This window comes from Bradyrhizobium iriomotense (assembly GCF_018130765.1).
Lineage (GTDB): Bacteria > Pseudomonadota > Alphaproteobacteria > Rhizobiales > Xanthobacteraceae > Bradyrhizobium > Bradyrhizobium iriomotense_A.
This window is the reverse complement of the sequence record NZ_JAFCJZ010000005.1, coordinates 175647-197731: the sequence shown is the minus strand read 5'-3', so window position 1 is coordinate 197731 and position 22085 is coordinate 175647. Positions and strand designations below refer to the sequence as shown.

General features: G+C 65.4%; 20 protein-coding genes. 15 read left to right on the top strand and 5 right to left on the bottom strand.

The features are described from left to right. Window positions 1-6: 6 nt before the first annotated feature. Window positions 7-891, bottom strand: a complete 885-nt coding sequence (locus JQ635_RS11835) for an SMP-30/gluconolactonase/LRE family protein (RefSeq protein WP_211410035.1) — start codon at window positions 889-891, stop codon at window positions 7-9. 99 nt (window positions 892-990) lie between these two features. On the opposite strand from JQ635_RS11835, the gene JQ635_RS11830 reads away from it, so the two are divergent. After that, window positions 991-1665 carry a TetR/AcrR family transcriptional regulator gene (locus JQ635_RS11830; protein WP_246583463.1) on the top strand — a complete coding sequence of 225 codons (675 nt, stop codon included), beginning with the start codon at window positions 991-993 and terminating at the stop codon, window positions 1663-1665. Window positions 1666-1686: 21 nt separating this feature from the next. Here JQ635_RS11830 and JQ635_RS11825 read toward each other — a convergent pair whose 3' ends face one another. Continuing rightward, the gene (locus JQ635_RS11825) at window positions 1687-2664 is read right to left on the bottom strand and encodes a tripartite tricarboxylate transporter substrate binding protein (protein WP_211410034.1); all 978 of its coding nucleotides are present in this window, start codon (window positions 2662-2664) and stop codon (window positions 1687-1689) included. Between the two features lie 189 nt (window positions 2665-2853). Between JQ635_RS11825 and JQ635_RS11820 the strand changes: the two genes are divergently transcribed. From JQ635_RS11820 to JQ635_RS11765, 12 genes are all read left to right on the top strand, one after another. Then, window positions 2854-3624, top strand: coding sequence for an enoyl-CoA hydratase/isomerase family protein (locus tag JQ635_RS11820; RefSeq protein WP_211410033.1), 771 nt, complete (start codon window positions 2854-2856; stop codon window positions 3622-3624). Between the two features lies 1 nt (window position 3625). Further along, window positions 3626-5755: an acetate--CoA ligase family protein gene (locus tag JQ635_RS11815; RefSeq protein ID WP_211410032.1), complete on the top strand. Its 2130-nt coding sequence runs from the start codon at window positions 3626-3628 to the stop codon at window positions 5753-5755. A 62-nt stretch (window positions 5756-5817) separates the two neighbouring features. Then, window positions 5818-7044: an ABC transporter substrate-binding protein gene (locus JQ635_RS11810; protein ID WP_246583462.1), complete on the top strand. Its 1227-nt coding sequence runs from the start codon at window positions 5818-5820 to the stop codon at window positions 7042-7044. 45 nt (window positions 7045-7089) lie between these two features. Beyond that, the gene (locus JQ635_RS11805) at window positions 7090-8298 is read left to right on the top strand and encodes an acyl-CoA dehydrogenase (RefSeq protein ID WP_211410031.1); all 1209 of its coding nucleotides are present in this window, start codon (window positions 7090-7092) and stop codon (window positions 8296-8298) included. Further along, the gene (locus JQ635_RS11800; RefSeq protein ID WP_246583461.1) at window positions 8298-9068 is read left to right on the top strand and encodes an SDR family NAD(P)-dependent oxidoreductase; all 771 of its coding nucleotides are present in this window, start codon (window positions 8298-8300) and stop codon (window positions 9066-9068) included. The genes JQ635_RS11805 and JQ635_RS11800 overlap by 1 nt, the downstream gene beginning before the upstream one ends. Before the next feature lie 45 nt (window positions 9069-9113). Continuing rightward, window positions 9114-10133, top strand: coding sequence for an acyl-CoA dehydrogenase family protein (locus tag JQ635_RS11795; protein WP_246583460.1), 1020 nt, complete (start codon window positions 9114-9116; stop codon window positions 10131-10133). Window positions 10134-10144: 11 nt separating this feature from the next. Continuing rightward, entirely contained in the window at window positions 10145-10918 is a 774-nt protein-coding gene (locus tag JQ635_RS11790) for an SDR family NAD(P)-dependent oxidoreductase (RefSeq protein ID WP_211410028.1), read from the top strand. An 11-nt stretch (window positions 10919-10929) separates the two neighbouring features. Beyond that, window positions 10930-11715: a carboxymuconolactone decarboxylase family protein gene (locus JQ635_RS11785; RefSeq protein WP_211410027.1), complete on the top strand. Its 786-nt coding sequence runs from the start codon at window positions 10930-10932 to the stop codon at window positions 11713-11715. Then, a complete protein-coding gene (locus JQ635_RS11780; protein ID WP_211410026.1) occupies window positions 11712-12179 on the top strand; it encodes a tripartite tricarboxylate transporter TctB family protein in 468 nt (155 codons plus the stop codon). Before JQ635_RS11785 ends, JQ635_RS11780 begins: the two co-directional genes overlap by 4 nt. Before the next feature lie 12 nt (window positions 12180-12191). Beyond that, complete coding sequence (locus JQ635_RS11775; RefSeq protein WP_211410025.1) at window positions 12192-13691, top strand: tripartite tricarboxylate transporter permease; 1500 nt, start codon at window positions 12192-12194, stop codon at window positions 13689-13691. 22 nt (window positions 13692-13713) lie between these two features. Continuing rightward, window positions 13714-14868, top strand: coding sequence for an acyl-CoA dehydrogenase family protein (locus tag JQ635_RS11770; RefSeq protein WP_211410024.1), 1155 nt, complete (start codon window positions 13714-13716; stop codon window positions 14866-14868). A gap of 37 nt (window positions 14869-14905) precedes the next feature. Then, entirely contained in the window at window positions 14906-16102 is a 1197-nt protein-coding gene (locus tag JQ635_RS11765) for a CaiB/BaiF CoA transferase family protein (RefSeq protein WP_211410023.1), read from the top strand. Between the two features lie 16 nt (window positions 16103-16118). On the opposite strand, the gene JQ635_RS11760 is transcribed toward JQ635_RS11765, so the two are convergent. Further along, entirely contained in the window at window positions 16119-16469 is a 351-nt protein-coding gene (locus JQ635_RS11760; protein WP_211405967.1) for a RidA family protein, read from the bottom strand. 328 nt (window positions 16470-16797) lie between these two features. Between JQ635_RS11760 and JQ635_RS11755 the strand changes: the two genes are divergently transcribed. After that, entirely contained in the window at window positions 16798-19119 is a 2322-nt protein-coding gene (locus JQ635_RS11755) for a molybdopterin guanine dinucleotide-containing S/N-oxide reductase (protein ID WP_211410022.1), read from the top strand. A 296-nt stretch (window positions 19120-19415) separates the two neighbouring features. Then, window positions 19416-19916, top strand: a complete 501-nt coding sequence (locus JQ635_RS11750) for a Dps family protein (protein ID WP_211410021.1) — start codon at window positions 19416-19418, stop codon at window positions 19914-19916. 135 nt (window positions 19917-20051) lie between these two features. Here the strand turns inward: JQ635_RS11750 and JQ635_RS11745 are convergent, their stop codons facing one another. Both JQ635_RS11745 and JQ635_RS11740 read right to left on the bottom strand, forming a co-directional pair. Continuing rightward, window positions 20052-21032, bottom strand: coding sequence for a helix-turn-helix domain-containing protein (locus tag JQ635_RS11745; protein ID WP_211410020.1), 981 nt, complete (start codon window positions 21030-21032; stop codon window positions 20052-20054). Between the two features lie 299 nt (window positions 21033-21331). Next, on the bottom strand, window positions 21332-22039 hold the full coding sequence (locus JQ635_RS11740; protein ID WP_211410019.1) for a hypothetical protein: 708 nt from the start codon (window positions 22037-22039) through the stop codon (window positions 21332-21334). Window positions 22040-22085 lie beyond the last annotated feature (46 nt).

The window sequence follows — 22085 nt, the reverse complement described above, 5'->3', positions numbered from 1 at the left end:
GCCCCGTCAGTCCGGGCCAAATCTGTGCGCCGGCAGTCCGCGAACGCCGAGGCCCTCGATGGCGAACAGGCCGCCGGCATCGGGGTGGTCGTCCCTGAGAGCGTGGCTGCGTGAAATCGACGTCACGTAGAGAATGTCGAGATCGGGGCCGCCGAACGTCACGCTGGTCGGATGACGGACCGGCATGTCGATCGTTCGCACGATCCTTCCGTTCGGCGCAAACCGCGCGATCTTGCCGATGCGCACGAGCACGGACCAGAGATGACCATCCGCATCGACCGTTGCGCCGTCGCAGCCAGATCCCTGCGCTTCCGTGTCGACGAAGACCCGCTTGTTCGCGAGGGGGCCGTCCGCCCGGTAGTCATAGGCCCAGATGATCCGCCTAGCGCTGTCGGCGATGTAGAAGGTCCGGCCGTCCGGGCTGAAGCACGGTCCGTTGCTCACGGCGAGATCCGTCTCCAGCAGCTCCAGCGCGCCTGATGCGCCCAGCCGATAGAGGCCGCCGAGCGGCGCTTCATCCGGGGCGCGGTCACCATGCATCGTGCCCGCGAGGAAGTTGCCATGGGCATCGGCCTTGCCGTCGTTGAGCCGCACCTTCGGGTGGTCGAGCCCGATCGACGGACCTTCCGTCAGCGCGCGCCTGGCGAAATCGTAAGCCGCGAATCCGTTGCGGAGGGCCAGGACCGCGCCGCCGTCGCCTCGCAACGCCAGCGACCCGATCGGCGCGGGCACATCGAATTGCTCGGCCACGCCTGTGACGGGATCGAGCCTATGGATCAATCCGGCCAGGGAATCGATCCAATAGAGGCGTTGCCCGCGCTCGTCCCACACCGGGCTCTCGCCGAGCCGGTCCCTGGTGGCGCCGATGCGCCTGATGCGGGCTGCGCTCATGGTTCCTTCCGCGGGAATCGCCGGGCTTGACCGATCGGTCGGTGAAAACCTAGTTTCATTCTAAAGACTCTTCTGGCTGACGAATGGATTGCGGAGTTCATGACTGAACTGTCAACGATGAAGGACGGCGTTGCGAACCAGGCCGAGGCCTCGGACCGCGTGCTGCAGATCCTTGCCGAGGCCGGCAGGCTGTTCGCCAGCAAGGGCTTCGAGGGCACATCGATGCGCGACATCGCGCTCGCCTGCGGCATCTCCAAGTCGCTGCTCTATCATCACTTCTCCAACAAGGACGAGATCTACGCGCGCGTCGCGGTCGGCTCGACGCTCGAGCTCTATCTGTTCGTGCGCGACCGCATTCCCGACGGGCCGCCGTCGCAGAAGATCCGCGCATTCATGGTCGCCACCGCAGAATATTTCCGCCGCTACCGCTGGGCCTGGATCGCCTCCACCACCGCGTTCTGGAACGATCCTGATCGAAGCAGGCACAAGGAACGGCTGACGCGCCGCGACCGCTTCGAGAATTTTCTGCGTGGCCTGATCCAGGAGGCCATCGACGCCGGCGAAATCCGCAAGGTCGATGTTCCCATGACCGGCCGCCTGATCCTGTCCTCGCTCAACTGGATGCATCGCTGGTACAATCCCAACAAATCCGCGACCCCCGAGCAGATCGCCGACGTCTTCTTCGACATGATCTTCAACGGCCTGCGAAGCGGCGAGCTGGTCGAGTTCCCCGGGGCGGAGCCGTCCAAGGTCGGCCGGCGCAAGTCGCGCTGACCGGCGGGCGGCGGCCGCGCCTCATTCCAGAACGATGTTCTGCACCTTGATCACCGGCCCCCAGAGCGCGGCGTCCTTGGTCAATTGGGCGTCGAGGCGTTCCGGTGCGCCGGTATCCACCATCAGGCCGTCGGTCTCGAGCTGCTTTGCGATCTCCGGCTTCTGCATCGCGGCGTTGGCCGCCGCGTTCAGCCGTGCGATGACATCACGTGGGGTGCCCGCCGGCGCGTGCAGGGCGGTCCAGAACGAGGCCGTGAGGTCGGGATAGCCGGATTCGGCCAGCGTCGGAATCTCCGGGAAACTCGCCATGCGTTTGTCCGAGGAGAGCGCGAGGATGCGGAGCTGACCGCCGCGCGCATGCTCGATCACGGCGGCGGGCGTTGCGAAATTGAGATCGCATTCTCCCGACAGCGTCTCCATGATGGAGGCCGGATTGTTGCGATAGGCAACCTCGGTGACGGCAAATCCCATCGACTTGCCCATCATGATCCCGAACAGATGCGTGACGCTCCCGGGCCCGAGCGTGGCGTAGAACAGCGGTTTGTCGCGGCCTTTGGCATAGCTCACGAAGCTCTTGACGTCGGTGGCGGGCGTGCGCGCGTTCACGGTGAGCGACAGCGGCCCGTTGCAGAGCATGGCGACGGAGGCGAAGTCCTCGAGCTTGTACGGCAGGTTCTTGCGCAGCAGGACGTTCAGCGAAATCGGCCCGGTGCCGCCCGCGAGGAGGACCGACCCGTCCTTCGGTGCGCGCGCCACATATTGCGATCCCACGATGCCGTTGGCGCCGGGCTTGTTGTCGACCAGGACCGGCTGATCGAGGCTTTCCGCCATGGCCTTCGCGATCGAGCGCATCAGGCTGTCGATGGAGCCGCCCGGCGCATAAGGCACGATGATGAAGATCTGCGACGCGCGCGCCCGGACGATTGCAGGCGCGCCAAGCGGCGCGGCGAGAGCGCCGGCGATCAGAGCTGTCGCCTGGCGTCGGCTGATCCTGGGCATGGAAATCCTCCTGAAGGTCGTTCTTGCTTGCCGCGAAATCTATCGACTGACCGATCGGTCGGTCAATAGGTGAGCGGCAGGATATTGCAAGTCACAGCGGTTGGTGTTATCAGCGCAAAAAGCTGACCGATCGGTCAGGGCAGGCAGACGACCGCAAGCAATACAAACAGAAGCCAAAGGAGGAAGCCCATGTCAGGAGATATCGTCACCCTCGAAGTGTCCGATAACATTGCGCTGGTGACGCTGAACCGGCCTCCGGTGAATGCGCTCGACCGCGCCATGCGCGACCGCATCGTGGCCGTGTTCGACGAGATCTCTGAGCGCCAGGACGTCAGGGTTGCGATCCTGACCGGCGCCGGAAAGGTGTTCTGCAGCGGCGCAGATCTGAAGGATCGGCCGGACCCGACCAAGGTCGGCGCGTTTCACAGCCACAACCGCATCACGCGCGAGACCGGCAACTGCATCCGCGAATGCGCCAAGCCGGTCATCGCGGCGATCAACGGCGTTGCGCTCGGCGCCGGTGTTGGCCTGATGGCCTCCTGCGACATCTTCTACGCCTGCGAAGAAGCCGTCTTCGGCATGCCCGAGATCAATGTTGGGCTCGCCGGCGGTGCTGCGATGTTGAACACGTTGTTCGGCCGCTCCCTGATGCGCCGGATGTTCTTCACCGGCTATCGCGTGCCCGCCGCGGAGCTCTATCGTCTCGGCATCATCGAGGCCTGCACGACCAAGGAGAATCTGCTTCCCGAAGCGATGAAGCTCGCGCGCGAGATCGCCTCGAAGAGCCCGATCGCGATGGAGTACGCAAAGAACGCGGCGAACATGGTCGAACTGATGCCGCCGCGCGATGCCTACCGCTTCGAGCAGAACATCACGATGGCCCTGTCCAAGACGGAGGACGCCAAGGAAGCGCGCATGGCGTTCCTGGAAAAGCGCGCACCGGTGTTCAAGGGGCGCTGAGATGCGGCCGGGAGAGGGTCTCGATGCGCTGATGTCGCCGCGTTCGATCGCGGTCATCGGCGCCTCGCAGGAAGCGACCAAGATCGGCGGCCGGCCCGTCGATCTGTTGCGCCGCCACGGCTATGCGGGCCGCATCTATCCGGTCAATCCCAAGGCCGCGACGGTGCAGGAGCTGAAGGCCTACGCCTCCGTGGCCGACCTGCCGGAGGCGCCGGATCTCGCGATCATCGCGGTCGATGCGGAGCGCGCGGGCGAAGCGGTCGAGCAGTGCGCTGCCCGCGGCGTCCGCAGTGTCGTCGTGTTCTCCTCGGGCTTCGCCGAGCTCGGCGAGCAGGGCCGGGCCATGCAGGAGCGGCTGCGCATTGCCGCGCGCAGCGGCGGCATGCGCCTGCTCGGGCCGAACTGCCTCGGCGCGGTCAGCATCGCCGAGAAGAGCATCGCGACCTTCTCGATCGTCCTCGAGCACGGCATGCCGGCCGCCGGTTCGCTCGGCATCGTGTCGCAGAGCGGCAATCTCGGCAGCTACACCATGCGCCTTGCCAGCGAGCGCGGCGTTGGCGTCAGCCGTTTCATCACCACCGGCAACGAGTGCGACATCGACATCGCCGACGGCATCGCCTGGATGGCCCGCGATCCCGCCACCAAGGTGATCCTGTGCTGCCTCGAAGCGTGCCGCGACGCCGGCCGCCTGATTTCCGCGTTGGAGGAGGCGCGCGACGCCGGCAAGCCCGTCATTGCCATGAAGATCGGAACATCGGCGGCAGGCCAAGCCGCCGCGGCCTCGCACACCGGAGCCATGGCCGGGGCGGATGCCGTGTTCGATGCGCTGTTTGCCCGTTGCGGCGCGGTGCGCGTGCGCAGCGTCGACGAGCTCATCGATCTCGGTCACGCGGCGTCGATTCTGCTGCCGGACCGGTTGCCGAAGGGGCCGGGCATCGCAATCCTAACGGCGTCGGGCGGCTTTGGCGTGCTGCTCGCGGACGCCGCGCAGTCGGTCGGGCTGACATTGCCGGAGCTCGGCGAGGAGACGCAGCGCCAAATTCTGGAGCTGGTGCCTTTTGCGTCAGCCCGCAATCCGGTGGACGCCACCGCGCAGATGTCGAGCCGTCCTGATCTTCTGGAGAAGATCATGACTGCCGTCGTCGCGGACGAGCGCACCGATACGGTGATCCTGCCGCTGCCGTTCTCGCTGCACCTGCCGCGCTTGCGCTCCATCTACATGGACACGCTACGCAACATGCGTGCGCAATTTCCTCACCGTCCGATCGTCCTGTGCGTCGACGGCCCGGAAGATGCGCTGGCCGAGCTGCACGCGCTGGGCTTTCCGACAATCGCCAGCTTCGACGGCTGTTGCGCAACCGTCGCCGCACTGGTCCGGTTGCAGGCCGCGGCGCAGCGTTCGCAGGACAAGCCCGCTGCGGTCGCGCAGGCAACGCCGCTTGCTGCCGATGCCTTCCGCCATGAGCTTGGCGCCAAGCGGGCGCTTGCCGACGCCGGGGTGCCGGTGCTGGCCGAGCGTCTCGTTCAGGATGCGGATGCGGCGGCGCGAGCCGCCACCGAGATCGGTTATCCCGTGGTGCTGAAAATCGCCTCGCCCGATCTGCCGCACAAGACGGAGGCGGGTGGTGTGGTCGTGGGGCTCGGCTCGGAAGCCGACGTCCGGCGCGCCTATGCCCAGATGCGCGACCGGGTCGCCACCAAAGCACCCCATGCAGTGATCGATGGCGTGATCGTGGCGCCGATGGCCAAGGGTATTGCTGAGCTGATCCTCGGCAGCCGCATCGATCCGGTGTTCGGGCCGGTGGTGATGGTCGGCCTCGGCGGCATCTTCGCGGAGATCCTTCAGGACACTGCCGTGCAGATGGCGCCGGTAAGCGAGACGCAGGCCATGGCGATGCTGAAATCGCTCAAGGCATTCGCGGTACTTGATGGCGCGCGGGGGCGGCCGCGGGCCGACCTCGACGCCGCGGCCCGGGCCGTCGCCGCGTTGTCCCGCTTTGCCGCCGCGCATGCGGACACGGTCGCGGAAATCGATGTCAACCCGCTGCTGCTCCGCGCCAGGGGCGAGGGCGCCGTGGCGCTCGACGCCCTGTTGATCCCGCACGGAGAGCGGCCGGTCCAGGGTCACTGAACTCAATCACAAGAGGCCGCACAAGCGGACCCAGAGGAAACGCGAGCAAGGAGGATAACGTGATGAGATTGACGATAGCGGCGCTCGGCATGATGGCTTTGTTGCTGACGAATGCGCCCTCGCAAGCGCAGGGTATCTCCGGAGATGTCGTCAAGATCGGCATCATGAACGACCAGAATGGTCCCTATGCCGACAATTGCGGTCTTGGTTCGGTCGCGGCCGCCAAGCTGGCGATCAGTGATTTCGGCGGAACGGTTGGCGGCAAGAAGATCGAGCTCGTCATTGCGGACGACCAGAACAAGCCCGACGTCGGCGTCGCCATTGCCATGCGCTGGGTCGACAATGAAGGTGTCGATGCCATCGTCGGCTGCTCGGCCTCCTCGATTGCGCTTGCGGTGCAGGAGATCATGAAGAACCGCAAGAAGCCCTACATGCTGGCCGGCACGGCGGGCTCGTTCTTCACCAACGACAAATGCTCGCCGATGACCACGCAATGGGTGGTCGACACCTACGCGCAGCCAAAGGCCACGGTGAAAGCGCTGCTCGCACAGGGCGTCGACAGCTGGTTCTTCCTGACCGTCGACTATGCCTTCGGCAAGGCCTGGCAGGCCGACGCGACCAACTTCATCAAGGCCGGCGGCGGCAAGGTGGTCGGCTCGGTGCTGCATCCGCTGAATGCGTCGGATCTGTCCTCGTTCCTGCTGACGGCGCAGGCCAGCGGCGCCAAGGCGATCGCGCTCGCCAACTCCGGCTCCGATTTCGCCAACACGATCAAGCAGGCGCAGGAGTTCGGGCTGACGAAGTCGCAGCTGCTCGTCCCGCTCGGCCTCATGATCAGCCAGACGCACGGGATTGGTCTGAAGGACCTCCAGAACGTCCGGCTGACGACGCCCTTCTACTGGGACATGACGCCGGAGAGCCGGGCCTTTGCCAAACGCTATGCCGAGGCGACGGGCGGTCAGCTGCTCAACGAGGGCAAGTCGGCCACCTACAGCGCCATCACGCATTACCTGAAGGCGGTCGCCGCCACCGGTTCCGATGATGGCGATGCCGTGATGCGGCAGATGAAGAACACGCCGGTCAACGATTTCGAGATGAAGAACGTCAGCATCCGGGCCGACGGCCAGGTGATGCGTCCGCTCTATGTCGCGCGGATCAAAACGCCGGCGGAATCCAAGTACACCTACGACTACTACGAGATCACCGGCACGATCGCGCCCGAGGATGCGTGGCGGCCGGCGTCGGAGAGCGCCTGCGATCTTCTCAAAGTCGCAGTGAAGAACGAATAGCCGCCAGGACATGACGGCAGGTAAGGCGAAAGCGGGAAGCAGGCGATGAGTGTACTTGAAGCGGTATCGACGCAATCCGTCGCGGGTGAGAACCTGACGGGCGAAGCCTATCGCGATGCGATGCATCGCTGGCTGCATGCCAATCTGCCTGCCAGCTTCCGCAGCGACAGCGCCGCATTCGCGCCGCCAACGCTGCAGCAGTCGGTGGCCTGGGAAGCCGCGATGTACCGCGCGGGCCTCACCGGTATCACCTGGCCGCAGGTCTATGGCGGGCACGGTCGCTCCTTGCGCGAACATCTCATCGCCAATCAGGAGATCGGTCGGCTCGCGATGCCTGAGAGCGTCAACTCGATCGGCAAGGAGCTTGCCGGCCCGATCATCCTCGCCGTCGGCACCGAGGAGCAGAAGCGGCGCTTCCTGCCGGCAATCCTCGAGATGCGCAACATCTGGTGCCAGGGCTTTTCCGAGCCCGAGGCCGGCTCCGACCTTGCGGGCCTGCGCACGCGCGCGACGCACGGTGACGGCTGGCGCATCAACGGCCAGAAGATCTGGACCAGCGGCGCATATCGCGCGCAGCGCTGCCTTGTGCTGGCGCGCACCGGACCGCTGGAGGATCGTCATCGCGGGCTTGCCATGTTTGCGGTGCCGCTCGATGCCAAGGGCGTGCGCGTGCGCACCATCAAGTCGATCGACGGCCGCGAAAGCTTTTGCGAGGTCTTCTTCGACGAGGTCGAGGTTGCCCAGGCTGACGCGATCGGCGCGCCCGACGAGGGCTGGGCCGCGGCCATCCGTGTGCTGGAGATCGAGCGGGCGACCAACCGCATGTATCGCGCCTGGCGCTTCGAGAACGAGCTGCGCCATCTGATTTCGGCCTGCAAGGCTGACACGGCGCTGTCGGCGATGGTTGCGGACCGGCACTATGCGGTCAGGCTCGGCGAGGTCGCCGTCGAGATCGAGGTGCTGAAGGCGCATGTCGAGACCGCCGTCGAGGCGCTCGCGAGCGGCGACAAGATCGGAGCGCGCGGCAGTCTTGCGAAGCTCTACTGGAGCGAATCGCACCAGCGCTTTGCCGCGCTCGCGATCGAATTGCTGTCGCAGGCTTCGCTGCCGCAGAACCCCGCGATCAAGGTGGCGCGGCGGCGGTTCGAGGCGATCTATCTCGCGGCCCGCGCCGAGACGATCTATGCCGGCACGACCGAGATTCAGCTCGGCATCATCGCAGACCGCATTCTCCAGCTGTCGCGAGGCAAATGATGGCCGCGCAGGGTAAGACCGCGGGCCTGCTGCACGATCGCCTGGTCGTGGTGACGGGGGCCGGCCAGGGAATCGGTCGCGCCATAGCGGTCGGCGTCGCCGCTGCCGGGGCGAGGGTGGTCCTGACCGATCTGCGGCAGGATCGGGCAGAGTCTGCCGCTCGCGAGATACGGGATGGGAGCAAGGAGGCAATCGCCTATGTGCTCGATGTAACCGATGCCGCCGCGTGCAGTGACGTGGCGAGGCGCGTCGACGAGGAGGTCGGCCCCACCGACGTCGTCGTCAACAATGCCGGCATCATCATTCGGGAACCGATCGACAGCCCGCGCGCCCACGAGAACTGGCGCCAGGTCTTTGACGTCAATGTCAACGGCACCTTCAACGTGGTTCATGCCTTCATCCCCGCGCTACGCAAGACGCGCGGGTCCATTATCAACGTCGCCTCGGTCGCAGCCTTTGGCGGCATGAATGGTGCGCTCGGCTATTCGCCGTCCAAGGGCGCGGTGAGGCTGTTCACGCAGGCGCTCGCCCGCGATCTCGCGTCTGATGGCATCCGCGTCAATGCCGTCGCCCCCGGCATCATCGCGACCGAGATGAGCGAGAGCACGCGCGACAATCCGGCGAGGCTGTCGGGGCTGATGGTGCGCACGCCGATGAAACGTATTGGACAGCCCGACGAGATCGCCGGACCGGTGATCTTTCTGGCATCGGCGATGGCGTCCTATGTCAATGGCGTCATCCTGCCGGTCGACGGCGGTTATCTCGCCTAGTGAACGATAATAGTCGCAAGGTTTCTAGAGAGGACAATGATGAGCATGGCCGAAGGACTTCAGCCCGACGAGTTCGCGGCAACCGCGGCACGCGCAGTGGCCGCATGCGCGGGTCTGGATGTGCGCGCGCAGGCGCAAAATCTCGCCGGCGATGGTCTGCTCGGAATCATCGCGGATGAAGAGGTGGGGGGACTGGCCCTGCCGCTCGGTTTCGCGGTGCCGGTGATCGCCGCCGCTCACTCCGGTCTGCTCGGCTTTCCGCTGCTGGAGACCATTCTCGTCGGCCGGCTGCTCCAGTCCTCGCTGACGCGTCTTGCCGCTGCGATCGTGTCCGGCGACAAGTTGGCAACGATCGCCTGGCAGGGCGAGGCTGTTCCCGAACGGGATGGCGGATTGTTGCTGCTGAATGGTTCGCTCGCGCGCGTGCCTGGCGCGGCGTCGGTCGACTACATCCTGGTGCGGATGAGCGGCGGTGGCGCGGCGCTGATCCCGGTCGATGCCAAGGGCGTTGTGGTGGAGGACGCGGCCGGCCTCGATCTGACGGTGCCGGAGCACGTGGTGCGGCTGGAGAAGGTCGAGGTTCCCATCGGCTCCATCCTGCCGGCCGGCACCTGGGATCTGCTCAGCTCGGATGCCAATGTGCTCCGTGCCGCGGCCATCCTGGGATCGGCCGAAGCGTGCCTGGCGCTCGCGCAGGAGCATGCCTCGACGCGCCGCCAGTTCGGCCATGCCTTGTCCTACAACCAGGCCATCCGCCATGCGCTGGCGCGCCAGAAGCTCGGCCTCGAGAGCATTCGTCACGCGATCACGCGCAGCCTGTCTAGGGATGGCGGTCCGGTGCAGCGCGATGCCGCGTTCCTGGCAGCAGTGACCTATGGCAGTTCGATCAGCGAAGGCGCGCTGCAGATCCATGGCGGCATGGGTTTCACGTGGGACGTGCCGGTGCATCGCCATCTGCGCCGCATCCGCACGCTCCAGGCCCAGGGTGATGCCAGCGGCCTGATCAGCAGGTTCGGCCGCCGTTACGTATCGGAAGTTGCTCCGTTTGCCGAGGCAGGAGCGTGAGGGAGACAGCCATGACCGAAACCAGGGATCAGACGCTCGCAGGCCGCGTCGCACTCGTCACCGGAGCCGGAAACGGCATCGGCCGCGCAACCGCGCTCAAGCTCGCCGCGCGCGGCGCGGTCGTCGGCGTCAACGATATAAAGCCGGAGTTCGTGGAAGGCACGGTGAGTGCGATCAAGGCAGCCGGCGGTAACGCGGTTGCCGTCACGCAGGACGTTTCCAGCCGCGACGGCATGCGGCAGGCGGTTCTTGCATTGGCGGAGAGTCAGAAGCGTTTCGACATTCTCGTCAACAACGCGGCGTGGGTGCGATATCAGTCGGTCCCGGACATCGCTCCGGAAACCGTCGATCGCATGCTCAACATTGGCTTCAAGGCGATCATCTGGGGAATTCAGGCTGCCGCGGAGGTCATGAGTGCCGAGCGCGGCGGCGCCATCGTCAACGTCGCCTCGGTCGCCGGCCTCATCTCGGCCAAGAACAGCATCGTCTATAGCGGTATCAAGGCCGGCGTCATGGGAATCACGCGGGCGGCCGCCGCCGAGCTCGGCGCGCGCAACATTCGCGTCAATGCCGTGGCCCCCTCGGCGATTCCGACCGAAGGAACCATGCGCAACCGCAACGCCGAGCTCGACGCACGCCGGGTCGCGCGAACGCCGCTGGGGCGGCTCGGCACGGTCGACGACATCGCCAAGGCGATCTGCTTCCTCGCCGGCGACGAGGCCGGCTTCATCTCGGCGCAGGTGCTCACCGTCGATGGCGGCATCACCTTGACCAACATTGCCTGACGGGGGCACCGATGTCCGACCTGACGCCGGAACAGCAGGCGCTGAAGGAAGCCTATGTCAGGGCGCGCGGCTATTGGCGGCCCTGGACGGAAGGCCTGTTGCGTTTTGATCCCGAGTTTCTTCAGGCCTACGGCAAGTATGCGGGCTATGCCTCAGAGAAGGGACCGCTGTCTCGCAAGATGTGCGAGCTGATCTACGTCGCCCTCGACGGCTCGTCGACGCATCTGTTCCGCTCCGGCCTCGCGCTGCACCTTCGCCTTGCGCTTCAGGAGGGCGCCACGGCGCGGGAGATCATCGACGTGTTTCGTCTCGCGACGATGCAGGGGCTGGACGGCTGCCACGTCGGCATCGGCATCCTCGCCGAGGAATTGGCGGGCGCCGGAATTCAGGCCGATCATTTCGAGCTCACGACAGAGCAGCTGGCGTTGCGCGATGCCTATATCGCGCAATTCGGGGACTGGCCGGATTTCTGCGAGCAATGGCTGCGGTCCGATCCCGGCTATTTCGCCGTCCTGCTGGATCTCCTCGCAGACCGGTCTGCAGGCGACGGTCTCGACCAGCGTTCGCAATGTCTGATTTCGCTTGCGTTGAACGCCTGCTTCACGGCGCTCAATCCGCAAGGGCTGCGTGTGCAGATCAAGCGGGCGCTGCGGCTCGGCATCGGCCAGCGGGAGATTCGCCAGGTTCTCCAGATGACTGCGCATCTCGGCGTACACGCCTGCGCCATCGGCGTGCCGGTCCTGATGGAGGCCCTCGAGGAGCGTTCCTCGAAGGATGAGAATGGAGGACCGGAATGAAGGGATTGGCGATCCGCAATCACAGGGCCTTTGCGTCCGGCGCCTTGTTCCTCGCCTTTGCAACCTTCTTCTTCGTGACGGCGCTGCAGTACCCCGCAGGCACGGCCGCGAAGATGGGGCCGGGCTATTGCCCGCGCCTGCTCGCGATCGTGCTCGCCGCCATCGGTCTCGTCGTCATGTTCGGCGCGATGAAGCCGAGCGCGGGCCGTGAGGCGCTGCGCACATGGGACTTCAAAGGTCTCGCATGGATCGCTGGCTCCGTGATCCTGTTCGGTGCCTTGCTGTTTCCGCTCGGCCTGGTCGGCGCGCTGTTCGTTCTGATCATGGTGTCGAGCAGGGCCAGTCACGAATTCACCTGGAAGGGCGCGCTGACCAACGCGGCGGTGCTCATCGTGCTGTGCCTTGCCGTCTTCGTCTACGGTCTCGGGCTGCCATTGCCCGTCTGGCCGTCCCTTCTCAACTGAGCGAGCCGGGCGATGGATCTCTTCCACAATCTGGCGATCGGCTTTGCCACGGCCGCCCAGCCCGCCAATCTGCTCTATGCCTTCTTCGGTTGCCTGCTCGGCACCCTGATCGGCGTGCTTCCCGGGCTCGGTCCGCTCGCAACCATCGCGATGCTGCTGCCGATCACCTATGCGCTGCAGCCGGATGCCGCGCTGATCATGCTCGCCGGCATCTATTACGGCGCACAGTATGGCGGATCGACCACGGCCATCGTCGTCAATCTGCCCGGCGAGTCCTCGTCCGTCGTGACCACGATCGACGGCTACCAGATGGCCAAGCAGGGCCGCGCCGGCGTGGCGCTCTCGACCGCTGCGATCGGCTCGTTCTTCGCCGGATGCGTGGCGACGCTCGCCCTTGCAGCTCTCGCAGGCCCGCTGACCGCGACCGCGCTGCTGTTTGGTCCGAAGGAATTCTTCGCGCTGATGATCCTGGGCCTGATCCTCGCTTCGGTGCTGTCCAGTGGTCCGTTCATCGAGGGCATCGGCATGGTCGTGCTCGGCATGCTCCTGAGCCTCGTCGGCACCGATTTGAACAGCGGCAGCCAGCGTTTTGCCTTCGGCATCCCCCAGCTGTTCGACGGCCTCGATTTCGTGCCGCTGGCGATGGGCATCTTCGGCTTCGCCGAGATCGTCAAGAATCTCGAGCAGGATGACAAGCTGTCGCTGGTCACCCAGAAGATCACCAATTTGTTTCCGACCCGCGAGGACTTCCGTCGCATGGTGCCGGCAATGCTGCGCGGCACGACGCTCGGCACGCTGCTGGGAGTCCTGCCCGGCGGCGGTGCGGTGCTGTCGTCCTTTGCGTCCTACACGCTGGAGAAGAAGCTGTCCCGGCATCCCGAGCAGTTCGGCAAGGGCGCGATCGAAGGCGTTGCGGGTCCGGAGTCCGCGAACAATGCCGGCGCCCAGACCTCGTTCATCCCGTTGCTGACCCTCGGCGTTCCCTCCAACGTCGTGATGGCGCTGATGGTCGGCGCCATGAACATCCACAACATCCATCCGGGCCCGGAGGTGATGACGAAGAACCCGACCCTGTTCTGGGGTCTGATCGCCTCGATGTGGGTCGGCAACCTCATGCTGCTGATCCTCAACCTTCCGCTGGTCGGGCTGTGGGTGAAGCTGCTCACCATCCCCTATCGTTATCTCTTCCCCGCGATCATGGTGTTCTGCTCGATCGGTGTCTATTCCATCAACAGCGGAACGTTCGAGGTCTACGAGGCCGCACTGTTCTGCGTGTTCGGCTACATCCTGATCAAGCTGCAATTGCCGGCGGCGCCGCTGCTGCTGGGACTGGTCCTTGGCCCGGCCATCGAGGAGAACTTCCGCCGCGCCATGGTGCTGTCGCGCGGTGACGCCACCGTGCTGCTGACGTCACCGATGTCGGCGAGCCTCCTGGCCGCCGCCGCGATCGCGATCATCCTGATCATGCTGCCGACGATCCGCGCGCGGCGCGAGGAAGCACTCCAGGAATGAGTGACATCGGAAGGCTCGTGCCATGATCCGTGAACGTGCTGCCTTCGAGGCCCTGCTGGAACGTGTCCGGCGCTTTGTCCGCGACATCGCCGTTCCGGCCGAGGCGCGCGTCGAAGACGGCGATGAGGTCCCGGCCGACATCGTCGCTACCATGCGCAAAGAAGGTTTTTTCGGTTGGAGCATCCCCGAGGCTTATGGCGGGGCCGGGCTTACCACGGAAGAACTCGTGCTGGCGGCGTTCGAGCTGTCGCAATGCTCGGTCGCCTTTCGCGCCCGCGTCGGTACCAACACCGGCATCGGTTCGGAGGGCATCGTCGCCGACGGGACCGAGCAGCAGAAACAAGCCTATCTCCCGCGCCTTGCCAGCGGAGAATGGACCGGCTGTCTCGCCATGACCGAGCCCGACGCCGGCTCCGAAGCCTCGAACGTGCGGACCACCGCTCGCCGCGAAGGCGATCATTATGTTCTCGACGGCGAGAAGTGCTTCATCACCAACGCGCCGGTCGCTGATGTTTTCACGGTCACTGCGCGAACCGATCCGAATTCGAAGGGCGCGACCGGTGTCTCGGCCTTCATCGTCGAGCGCGGCAGTGCCGGCCTTGCGACCGGCGCGCCCTATCGCAAGATGGGGCAGGCCGGCTCGCCCGTGAGCGCGGTTTATTTCAACCAGTGCCGTGTACCCGCAGCCAATCTGATCGGCGGCCGCGAAGGCGTCGGCTTCAAGACCATCATGAAGGTGCTGAACAAGCAGCGCATTCACCTGGCTGCGCTTTCGACCGGGCCGGCGATCCGGATGCTCGACATGGCGATCCGCCATACCAGCAGCCGCGTTCAGTTCGGCGAGCCGGTCGCGAACTACCAGCTGGTGCAGGCCATGATCGCCGACTGCCGGACGGAGATATTCGCGGCGCAGTCGATGATCCTCGAGACTGCGCGCAAGCGCGACCGCGGCGAGGACGTCGCGCTCGAAGCCTCGATGTGCAAATATTTTGCGACCGAGATGTGCGGCCGCGTGGCGGATCGCTGCGTGCAGATGTTCGGCGGCGCCGGCTACATCGCCGATCATTCGTCGATCGAGCGCTGGTACAGGGACGTCCGTCTGTTCCGGCTTTACGAGGGCACCAGCCAGATCCATCAGCTCAACATCGCGCGCCTGCTGCTGCGGGATGTGGCGTGAGCCGGCAAGCCAAATTCAATGGGTTCGGGGAAGTGAAATGAGCGGGCCGCTCGAAGGGTTGAAGGTCCTTGATATCGCGACCATCGTCGCGGCGCCGTTCGCCGCAACGTTGCTGGCCGATTACGGTGCCGACGTGCTCAAGATCGAGATGCCGGGGCAGGGCGACGGCGTGCGCGCCTTTCCGCCGTTCAAGGACGGCAAGCCGTTGTGGTGGAAGACGGTGAACCGCAACAAGAAGTTCGCGACGCTCGACCTGCGCAAGCCGGAAGGCGTCGAACTGTTCAAGCGGATGTTGCCGCATTTCGACGTGCTGATCGAGAATTTCCGGCCCGGAACGCTCGACCGCTGGGGATTGTCGAAGGAGGTGCTGTGGCAGATCCAGCCGCGCCTCGTGATCTTGCGCGCCACCGCCTTCGGCCAGGACGGGCCGTATCGCGACAGGCCAGGGTTCGCGTGCATATTCGAGGCCATGGGCGGGCTCACCTACATCACCGGTGAAGCCGACGGTCAGCCGATGCATCCCGGCTATCCCCTCGGCGATGCGATCGGTGGCCTGTTCGGCGCGGTCGGCGCGCTCGCAGCCTTGTGGAAGCGGGCGAAAAATCCGGACGCGCCTGGTGAAGAGATCGATCTTGCGCTGACCGAGGCGGTGTTCCGGCTGCTCGACGTTCTCGCCATCGAGTTCGACCAGTTAGGGGACGTGCGCGGCCGCATCGGAAACGGCAACGCCTATTCCGCGCCGGCGGCGGTCTACCGGACCCGCGATGATCGCTGGGTCACGCTTGCGGGGTCGACCAATGCGCTGTTTGCGGCGAATTGCCGGGCGATTGGCCGGCCGGACCTGATCGACGACCCGCGTTTTTCCAACAATGCGCGGCGTGTCGACCATTCAGCGGAGTTGAACGCGATCTTCGCGCAATGGTGCGGCGACCATACGCTGGAAGAAGTGCTTGCCGCGTTTGCCGCCGAGGAGGGCACATTGGCCCCCATCTATGCGATCGACCAGATCGCGACCGATCCGCAATCCCTGGCGCGCGAGATGATCACCCGCGTTCCTGACCGCCATTTCGGCTCGGTGGCGATGTCCAATGTCGTGCCGCGCTTCACGGCCGACCGTGCGCAGCTCCGCAATTCGGCCGGCGACATTGGCGAGGACAATCGCGAGATCTACCAGCGCTGGCTCGGTCTGTCGGAGGACGAGATCGATCGCCTCGCGCAGGCGAAGGTCATCTGATGCGCCGCGTGCGCGGCTATTGCCGGGCAGCGATCGCGGTCATCTCGAGCTTCACGCCCGGACCGAGATCGGCCACGCCGATTGCGGCGCGCGCCGGCAGATGCGCTTCCGCGAAATGCGCCTTCCAGGCCGCATTGAACTGCGCCTTCTCCTTCAGGTCGGTCATGTAGATGGTCACCTGAAGGACATTGGCGAGGTCGGATCCGAGCGTCTTCAACAGGCGCGCCAACTGCCCGAGGACGTCGCTGGCCTGGCCCGACATATCGAGGCTTGTGTCCTCGGGGACGATTCCGCCGATGTAGAGCACACCGTTGTGCTCGACCACCTCGTGGAGGAGTCCTTCATAGGGCAAGACGCGCTGGATCATGATGAGGCCGATGTTGCTTGAGCGGGATGGGCGGCATATCGCACATTTCCATGTCGGTGTCGCTGCGCGAGATTTCGCGTGCTTGCAAATGGTTCGACCGGGGTGCTCCGAAGGCAATCCGATAAGGCTTTGAAAATAAAAGAGTAAATCGACAGTAGAATCGCCGTCGATCGCCCGTCGAATGTTCACCAAGATGCAGTTGCGCACGAGAGCCCAGCATTTCCGCCGACCCTGAGCCCGACGACATCGCGGGGTGGATCGGTATACTGCCACCGGAATTGACTCGGGGCGGTTGAACCGTGCCATGCCGGGGAACAAGGATCAGACGATGGACGATACGATTGGCTTCCCCGACCCCGGCCTCGACCTCTCGGACGGCTTCAAGCCGCACACCTCCCATTGGGGCGTGTTCTCGGCGCGCAACGGCGCGGCCGGGCTCGAGGTCAGGGCCTATGCGCGCGATCCCGATCCGAACGGCATCATCGACAATTTCCCCGGCGCGCTCCGCCACCAGGCGCGCATTGCGCAGCCGGCGATCCGCCGCGGCTGGCTCGAGCGCGGGCCCGGCCCCGACGATCGCCGCGGCCGCGACGAATTCGTGTCGGTGAGCTGGGAAAAGGCGCTCGACCTCCTCGGCGACGAGCTCGGCCGCATCCGCGACACACGCGGGCCCGGCGCCGTGTTCGGCGGCTCCTATGGCTGGTCGAGCGCGGGCCGCTTCCATCACGCCCAGAGCCAGGTGCATCGCTTTCTCAACATCGCGATGGGCGGCTATGTGCGCTCGGTGAACACTTATTCCTCCGGCGCGTCCTCGGTGCTGCTGCCGCAGATCCTGGCGGGCTACGAGGACATCACCAAGCGCAACGTCACCTGGGAGCAGATTGCGACCGAGACCGATGTCGTGCTGGCCTTCGGCGGCATGGCGCTGAAGAACTCCATGGTGGCCGGCGGTTCGATCAGCAAGCATGTCGAGCGCGGCGCCATGGCGGCGGCGCGCCAGCGCGGCTGCGAGTTCATCCTGGTCAGCCCGCTGCGTGACGATCTGCCGGTCGAGGCCGGCGCCGAATGGATGAGTTGCGTGCCCGGTACCGACACCGCCTTGATGCTCGGCATCGTCCATACGTTGGTGAGCGAGAAGCTCCACGACCAGGCCTTCCTCGATCGCTACACCGAGGGCTGGCCGGTCTTTCTGCGCTATCTCACCGGCGAGAGCGACGGGCAGGCGAAGCACGCCGAATGGGCCGCCGCGATCTCGGGCGTCGATGCGAGCACGGTCCGCAAGCTGGCGCGCCGCCTTGCCGGAAAGCGCGCACTGATCACCGTCTCGCACTCGCTCCAGCGCGCCGAGCATGGCGAGCAGCCGGTGTGGATGGGCATGGTGCTGGCGGCAGCGCTCGGCCAGATCGGTCTTCCCGGCGGCGGCTACGCTTATTCGCTCGGGGCGATCGGTTATTACGGCCGCCGCGTCAACGACGTGCCGGGGCCGACGCTGGGGCAGGGCCGCAACGGTGTCGCCGATTTCATTCCGGTGGCGCGCATCGCCGACATGCTGCTCAATCCCGGCACCACCTATCGCTACAATGGCGAGACGCGCACCTATCCGGATATCCGCCTCGTCTATTGGGCCGGCGGCAATCCCTTCCACCACCACCAGGACATCAACCGTCTGCGCAAGGCGTTTGCGAAAGCAGACACCTTCGTCGTGCACGAGCTCGCCTGGACCGCGACGGCGCGGCATGCCGACATCGTGCTGCCCTCGACAATGACGCTCGAGCGCGAGGACATCGGCTATTCCACCAACGATCCCCTCATGGTCGCGATGCATCAGATCGCCGAGCCGTTCGGCCTTGCGCGCGACGACTATGAGATCTTCGCCGATCTCGCCGAGCGTCTCGGTGCGCGTGAACCCTTCACCGAGGGGCGCACGTCTCGTCAGTGGCTGGAATATCTCTACGAGCCGACCCGCGCCTCGCTCGCCAAGCGCGGCCTCGAAGCGCCAAGCTTCAACGAGTTCTGGCAACGCGGCAGCCTGGTCGTGCCGCAGCAGCCCGACGACGGCGGCCGGCTGCGCCGCTTCCGCGAGGATCCTGTCAATCATGCGCTGCCGACGCCGAGCGGCCGCATCGAAATCTTCTCAGCCAAGATCGCCGCCCACGGCGATGCCGATTGTCCCGGCCATCCGGTCTGGCTGGAGAAGACCGACATGCCCAAGCCCGGCGCACCGTGCTTCCTCGTCGCCAACCAGCCGGTGACGCGCCTGCACAGCCAGCTCGATTTCGGCGGCCATTCGCTTGGAGCAAAGCATCGCGGCCGCGAGGTCGCACGCATGAACCCGCGCGATGCCGCCGCGCGCGGCATCAAGGACGGCGACATCATCCGCCTGTTCAACGACCGCGGCGCGTGCCTTGCCGCCGTCCACGTCACCGACGGCATCGCGGCCGGCGTCGTCCAGCTTCCGACCGGCGCCTGGTATGATCCGATGGACCCCGAGGACGAAGCCCCGCTCTGCGTCCACGGCAATCCCAACGTGCTCACCCGCGACATCGGTACCTCCTCCTTCGCGCAGGGCTGCACCGGGCAGCTGACGACGGTCGAGGTCGAGAAGTTCACCGGCAATTTGCCGCCGATCCGGGCGTTCGATCCGGTGTAGGGATTGCTTCGCTGCGCTCGCAATGACGGTGTAGAGAGGGTCGCGACACACGCTATTCTCGTGCCCCGGACGCTGCGCAGCGCTCCTTCAGCGGTGCGCTGCAGAGCCGGGGCCCATCTCTCCGCATTGTACCATGTCGCCTCCTTGGTCCCGGTTCTGCGCAGCGTCACTGCGTGCCGCAGCGCGTCCGGGACACGAGATCCCCCGTGTGAATTCGAAATCGTCGCGCGCATGAGGAAAGAACCGCCCGCGCGGCGCTGCTAAGGGTTCGTCTCCTCACCGAAGGATCAACGAACATGACCAAAGCAGACCTTCAAAGCCCGACCGATCTCGGCGCCAACGCGAACCGCGACATTCCCGCCGCGCTGCGCGCTTTGCTTGCTGACGTCTTCGCGCTCTATCTGAAGACCAAGAACTTTCACTGGCACATGTCGGGCAGCCATTTTCGCGACTATCACCTGCTGCTGGACGAGCAGGCCGACCAGATCTTTGCGATGACCGACGACATCGCGGAACGCGCCCGCAAGATCGGCGGCACGACGCTGCGCTCGATCGGCCAGATCGCGCGCGAGCAGCGCATCCTCGACAACGACGCGGACTATGTCGATCCCCTGGACATGCTGGCGGAGTTGCGCAGCGACAACCAGCAGCTCACGCGCGAGATGCGGCGCGTGCACGAGCTCTGCGACGAATATGGCGATGTCGCAACCGCAAGCCTGATCGAGAACTGGATCGACGAGGCCGAGCGACGGGTCTGGTTCCTGTACGAGTCGGGCCGCACCGGCGCGCCCGGGTGATTCCCGGCGCCAAGAAAAAGGGGCCGTCCTGTGTGGGAGCAGGGACGGCCCCAACTGGCTCACAGTCCCGGGAGGAAGAGGGTGCGAGCCGGCGCAAGGGGCAGGACGCTTGCGCCAAAGGCAGGGAATGACGCGCTACGCAGCCGCGCTGGCGATCCAGTCCGGAGCGGGCCGATGCCGCGGCGGCGTTTCGATCTCACAGCGCTCGCTCCTGCTGGCGAGGCGCCAGCGCGCCGGAGACTGGCCGCTGATGCGCTTGAACACGGTCGAAAAATGCGCCTGGGTCGAGAAGCCGACGGCGAGCGCGATCTCGGCCAGCGGCCGCCCGGTCGTCGCCAGCAGCGTCTTCGCATGTTCGATCCGGTGATTGAGCAGATATTCGCGCGGGCGATAGCCGGTCGCGGTCCGGAATTGCGCCGCAAAGTGCATCCTGGAAAGCCCGGCGACGCTGGCGAGTTCGGACAGGCTGATGCTGCGGTCGAAATGATCGGCGATATGCTGCTCGACGCGTCGCAGCCGCCATTTCGGTAACGCATTGACCCGCGCGCGTGGTGGCTCCAACCGCGTGAGATGCATCGCAAGGGTCTGGCCGATACAGCGCGCGAATTGACGGTCCGCGGCATCGCCATGCTCGATCAACGCCCTGGCGAGCTCGGCGGCAAGCGGATCACGCAGCAGGACGAGATCGCCAAGCCCGTCGGTCGCCGGCGATTGCGCCGGGAATTGGTCAGCCGGGATGTGGAAGTGCAGGAAGGCGCAGGGCGCCTGGAATTGCGCGCTGAGGTGCTTCGACGGCGCGCTCGCATACAACGTCCCTGCGGGCATGGTGCCGTCGAAAATGATCAGGCGGTCTCGCGTCAATTTCGCGCGCGTGGCCTTCAGGGCGATGCCGACGAAATAGCGATCCTCCGGCGTCGTCGCGACATGCGACGAGCTGTCTCTCAAATCCTCCCACCGCGAGATCGAGATGTCCTCGACCGCCGCATTCGCGCCGCGCTCGAGCTGGCGCCATCCGCTTTCTCTGGGAAACGGCTGTGCTGCCTGACGCGCCTGGTGATCCCGCGGGCTGGCCTGAAGGTCATTCCAGGCATGTGCCGCCTGCAAGTCGGTAAACATCGCTCATTCTCTCCGCATCGCGGTCGCTGGCGGCGACCGGCAAACTCTCAAGCCCAAAGTCTTCACCAGGCTTTCGAGAAGGCTTTCCATGCTCGGAGGATAGGCGTGGGTCCGACAAGAAGCCCGTTAGTGGTGATTAGGATGTGTTAGATTTTGTGCGGCGCATATGGTGTGACAGCTCGTCGCAGGTGGAGTGACTTCATCAGAGTTTTCAATTCTTTGATGATGGCGCGGACGCGCTCGCGATGGGCGGGGCCATGCGGAAGCCGATCGGATCGCCGTAGTCCTTTGCGCCGCTGCTATTCGAACGTGGCGTCGAAGATCTCGACATCCATCAGCACGGGCTTGGCGATCACGGTTCCGTCGGGCTGCAGCGTCTGCGCTCGCCGAAGCGTCGGCACCACGATGCCGCCGAAACTGTCATGGGCCCAGGAGTAGTGAGCGACCTTCGTCCCGAAGAGATCGTGATCCGTTCGCCGTTGCAGCGCGTTCTCATCGAAATAGAAGATCTGATCGGACGCGAGCGTGATCAGGCTCGGGGGGAATTGCGCGCGCAGCCGTCGCCAGGTTTCGGTGTTCTCGCGCCACGGCGGCAGTTCCTCCAGCACGACACCGGGATGGGCGAGCAGGAATGGATTGGTCAGGTAATTCCAGATCGCGACGCCGCAGAAGAAGACGAGGTGCAGCTCGTCCGCAAGCGCAGCAGAGCCGGCCTCGGGAAACGCCAGGCTTGGATTGCGCCAGGTCCGCAGCACTTCGCCATCGAGGCTTTCGATCGTGATCGCATCCGGCTGAAAGGAGCCCGAGTATTCCCCGCCGGTGATGCCGGTGAAGCGGATGGACTGTGTCCGGGTCGAGCCTTCCGCGGTCACATCCTTGAACTCCCTGGCATGTCCGGCGCTTGCGAACAGCGTTCCGCCGACGGACAAATGGAGCGTGAACCGGTTTAAACTGTTCCAGCGGGCCAGACCGCCGCTGGCATCGATTACGTCGTCGAGAAGAGCCATGTCGCGCCATATTCACCGTGAAGCGCCACCACCATGGCGGGGCGCT